3 protein-coding genes, 1 pseudogene and 1 other annotated feature are annotated in these 4,434 nt (G+C 52.4%); of the genes and pseudogenes, 1 reads left to right on the top strand and 3 read right to left on the bottom strand.

All coding sequences use genetic code 11. The features are described 5' to 3' along the window. The 3 genes and pseudogenes from ACY2VT_RS14135 to ilvB all read right to left on the bottom strand — a co-directional run. Positions 1-417: pseudogene (locus ACY2VT_RS14135) on the bottom strand (NagC family transcriptional regulator); the annotation flags it as partial. An 18-nt stretch (positions 418-435) separates the two neighbouring features. Further along, on the bottom strand, positions 436-945 hold the full coding sequence (gene ilvN / locus ACY2VT_RS14130) for an acetolactate synthase small subunit (protein WP_022463092.1): 510 nt from the start codon (positions 943-945) through the stop codon (positions 436-438). Positions 946-957: 12 nt separating this feature from the next. Then, positions 958-2,676 (bottom strand): biosynthetic-type acetolactate synthase large subunit, encoded by a 1,719-nt coding sequence (gene ilvB / locus ACY2VT_RS14125; RefSeq protein WP_461880323.1) that lies wholly within the window; start codon positions 2,674-2,676, stop codon positions 958-960. 64 nt (positions 2,677-2,740) lie between these two features. Continuing rightward, positions 2,741-3,016, bottom strand: a binding site (T-box leader). Between the two features lie 159 nt (positions 3,017-3,175). Here ilvB and ACY2VT_RS14120 point away from each other — a divergent pair. After that, positions 3,176-4,315, top strand: coding sequence for a phosphotransferase enzyme family protein (locus ACY2VT_RS14120; protein WP_461880322.1), 1,140 nt, complete (start codon positions 3,176-3,178; stop codon positions 4,313-4,315). Positions 4,316-4,434 lie beyond the last annotated feature (119 nt).

Raw genomic sequence — 4,434 nt, 5'->3', positions numbered from 1 at the left:
GTCATACCCATTGCGTTCCAGGAACGATTCCAGCGCCGCCGCAAGCCCGTCATAATACGCATCACTCTGCGCAAACGGCACAGCGACCGTCTCCTCTGCGATCGCCTCTCCGTAGAGATTGACCGCAGCCAGATGAAACATATTTTTCAGAATGCCGACACCTATCGCAATCCGGTACTCCGGCACGATCTGGATCACCTGGGCTTTCCGGCCGCCGGTCGACTCGAAAAAGCCGTCCCGCGAAATCAGCCCCTCCTCCTCGAGCACGTTGAGGTTCTGGCTCACGGTGGAAAGCCCCATCGTCAGATCCTGCACAATCTGCTGCTTCGCCGTCTGCCGGTGCTCATAGATGTACTGATACACACTTTTCTTATTAATCTTTTTTAACGTAATTGTGGTAATACTCTTTTCGTTCACGCAAAAACGTCCTCTCTTTTACCGCTCCATCACATTGATCGACTCGATGCCGACGCTTCCGCCGCGCACGACCTCGATCTTGCCGAATTCCTCTTTCATCAGCTTCACAACCGCATCGTTTTTCGTCGCCGTCTGGACAAACTCGAGCAGCAGGCTGTCTTTTCCGTAGTCGATGACCTTCGCCTTGAACGTCTCGGCGATCTGGAACAGCTCGACTTTGTCAGCTGCGCTGCAGTTGAATACCTTGATATACAGAATCTCTTTCATTCGCACAAACACGTCGGTGAAATCGATGACTTTGATGACCTCGACCATGCGGTTCAGCTGTTTTTTGATCTGCTCAAACGTCTCATCATCGCTGACCGTGGCGATCGTCATACGCGATACGGTCGGGTCCTCGGTCGTTCCGACGGTCAGACTGTCCAGGTTATAGCTTTTTGCGGAAAAAAGCCCGGAAATCTTGGAAAGGACACCAACCTGGTTTTCTACGTACAGTGAAATCCATCTTTTTTTCATTCCTTTATTCATCGCGCTCTCCTCCTAACAGTCCATAATCATATCTTCAAGCGTTCCGCCCGGTTTGATCATCGGGTAAACCATCTCCTCCGGATCGATGATAAATTCGATGATCGTCGGAGTCCTGGTGTTTTTCTTCGCCTCTTCAAACGCAGCCGCGATATCCTCTTTCTTCATGACACGGATGCCTTTTGCGCCGTAGCTCTCAGCCAGTTTGATAAAGTTTGGCGTGTACTCCGGGTACTCTTCTCCGTCCGTGCGGCGGGAAAGTGCACCGGCGCGCAGATTCGTCATGCTGTACCGTTTGCCGTAAAACAGTTTCTGCCACTGGCGTACCATGCCGAGGTATTCATTATTAAAGATACACAGGATAACCGGCAGCTCCTCGAGAACGGCAGTCGCAAGTTCCTGAATATTCATCTGCATACCGCCGTCACCGGAAATCGCGATGACCGGTTTGTCCGGGTTGCCGATTTTTGCTCCGATCGCGCCCGGAAGGCCGTATCCCATCGTTCCAAGACCGCCGGACATGATGATCTGGCGTTTTTCGGTAATGTCGACGTACTGGCTTGTCAGCATCTGGTGCTGTCCGACGTCGGTGACGATGATCGCGTCATCAAACTGCTCGTTGATCGCGTTGAAAATATCAAGCGGTCCCATCACGCCGTTCGGCCGCATCGTCAGCGGATGCTCGTTTTTCCAGGCATCGATCTGCGCGAGCCATTTCGATGTAGAACATGGCTCTACGTACTCTGTCATCTTCGTGATCGCCTCTTTTGCATCGGCTACGATCGGAATATCGACGTGGATGTTTCGGGAGATCGAAGCGGTGTCGATGTCGATGTGGATGATCTGTGCGTGCGGGGCAAATTCATGCAGCTTTCCGGTGATACGGTCGTTGAAACGTGTTCCGATGGAGAACAGCAGATCGCACTCACTGACTGCCATATTGGCCGCATACGCGCCGTGCATGCCGAGGTTTCCGATGAACAGCGGGTGTTTCGTGGAGATCGCGCCGCGTCCCATAACAGTTGTGACAACCGGCACCTGTGTTTTCTCGGCCACTTCGCGGAAGACCTCCTGCGCATGTGCGATGTTGACACCGCCGCCTGCAAGGAACAGCGGGCGTTTTGCTTTGGAAAGCATTTTCAGCGCACGTTTTAACTGGCCGATGTGTACGCTTGTGTTCGGTTTGTAGCCGCGGATGTTGACGTTCTTCGGATACTCTGCGCTGCCGAGCTCTGCCATGACATCTTTTGGAAGGTCAATGAGAACCGGGCCCGGTTTTCCGGTGCGGGCGATGTAGAAGGCTTCTTTGATGATGCGTCCGAGGTCTTCCCGGTTTCTGACGGTCACGCCGTATTTCGTGATGCTGCGGGTGATGCCGACGATATCAACCTCCTGGAACGCATCGTTTCCGATAAGGTGGCGGGCTACCTGTCCGGTGAAGCAGACAAGCGGAACGCTGTCGTAGTTTGCCGTTGCAAGGCCGGTAACCAGGTTGGTTGCACCAGGGCCGCTGGTAACAAGGCATACGCCGACTTTTCCTGTCGTTCTCGCATAGGCATCCGCCTCATGCACCAGCGCCTGCTCGTGGCGCGGCAGAACGATTTTGATTTCATCCTGTTTGTAAAGCTCATCGCTGATATCGATGGTGCAGGCTCCCGGATAACCGAAGAGATACTCGACACCTTCCTCTTTCAGAGCCTTTACCAGAAGTTTGTTTCCTGTAATCTGTTTCATATGAAAACCTCCTGTTCTAAATTAAAAACTCCCTGAACGTAAGACACAATTTTCTGTGCCTTACGTTCAGGGAGAATGTTTCCATCCACGGTACCACCTGAATTCCAGAAGAATCCTCTTCTGCTCATTCCGTACAGGATTTTAAACGTTTCATCCGATACGGCATCCCGGTAACGTGGGAATGACGTTGGAGCCTACTTGGAAAACATTGTTGTCCGCTTTTTCTGTTCAGTCCACTGCTCGAGGGCTACTTCCGCAGGCACGCTCACGGAGATTCTCACCAGCCATCTCCTCTCTTTGCTTTGCGCCGCCAGGTACTCCTCCCTGTCACTGCATTTTAGGTTTTGTTTTTTCTTAAATTACTGTCTATTATAGTCGGAAATGCCGCTCGTTGTCAATCGTTTCGCGCCCTTTTCTTGACTTTTCGCCCTGCGTGTGCTTTACTTAAGCAGGTTTTTCTATAGCAAGACCCGAAAATAGAATAAGGAGTTTTATACCCATGATGATGACATACACACAGGAAGAGCTCTCTTCCATTGTCCACGCATTTTCCTTCCCGGGCACCGTCACGGACTGGACGCCGCACGGGAACGGCCATATCAACGATACGTTTCTGGTCCGCTCCACCGAAAACGGTGTTCTCCGCAAATCGATTCTGCAGCGTATGAACCGCACTGTTTTCCACAATCCAACGGAGCTGATGCAGAATATTGCACAGGTAACCTCGTTTCTGCGGAAAAAAATCACGGCTGCAGGCGGAGATCCGCTCCGCGAGACGCTGAATCTGATCCCGACGACGGACGGTGCCTGTTTTTTCGTGGATGAGCGCGGAGAATTCTGGCGCTCGTTTCTCTTTATTTCGGATGCGTCCTGCTTTGACGCCGTGACTGATCCGAAGCTGTTTTACGAAACCGGTAAGGCTTTCGGCCGCTTTCAGCAGATGCTCTCCGATTTCCCGTCCGCCTCTCTTTTTGAGACGATCCCGGATTTCCACAACACACCGCTCCGCTATCAGGCACTTTTACAGGCGGCACAGGCGGATCCGAAAGGACGGATCAAAAACGTTTCAGAGGAAATGGCGTTTTTCCTTGATCACGCCGATGACTACGGTGTTGCAGAGCGTATGAAAGCTTCAGGCGAGCTGCCGCTCCGCGTAACGCACAACGATACGAAACTGAACAACATTATGATCGATGACAAAACCGGCGAAGGCATCTGTGTCATCGACCTCGACACGATCATGCCGGGACTGTCGATCTTTGACTTCGGCGATTCCATCCGCTTCGGCGCGAATACGGCCGCTGAGGACGAACAGGATGTCTCGAAAGTGTCTCTTTCCCTTCCGCTCTTTGAAAGCTACACAGAGGGCTTTCTCGCAGGCTGTGCCGGTTCCCTGACCCGCGCGGAGGTCGAGATGCTGCCGATGGGCGCAAAACTGATGACCCTCGAATGCGGCATCCGTTTTCTCGCTGATTACCTGATGGGTGATACCTACTTCAAAACCGCTTACCCGGAGCACAACCTCGTGCGGGCGCGGACGCAGATCGCGCTTGTGGCGGATATGGAAGAAAAATGGGGCGAGATGGAGAATATCGTCGCACGGGCTTCGTTTTCCCACTATAGCAAGACCCGAAAATAATGCAAAAAAGGCAGTGCTGCAGAGCGCGAATTGCAAGGAACAGATTTGAAGGCGTACCGGGGTACGACGAAAATCTGTGACGCAGTAATTCACGCTCTGCGGTGCTGAATTTTTTGCAT

The sequence above is a fragment of the Fusicatenibacter sp. genome, assembly GCF_050872605.1.
GTDB lineage: Bacteria > Bacillota > Clostridia > Lachnospirales > Lachnospiraceae > Fusicatenibacter.
This window is presented reverse-complemented; position numbering and strand designations above follow the sequence as displayed.

Excerpts from the sequence above, each read along its gene's own strand:
- ilvB (WP_461880323.1), bottom strand. The coding sequence starts at position 2,676 with ATGAAACAGATTACAGGAAACAAACTTCTGGTAAAGGCTCTGAAAGAG.
- ilvN (WP_022463092.1), bottom strand. The coding sequence starts at position 945 with ATGAATAAAGGAATGAAAAAAAGATGGATTTCACTGTACGTAGAAAAC.
- ACY2VT_RS14120 (WP_461880322.1), top strand. The coding sequence starts at position 3,176 with ATGATGATGACATACACACAGGAAGAGCTCTCTTCCATTGTCCACGCA.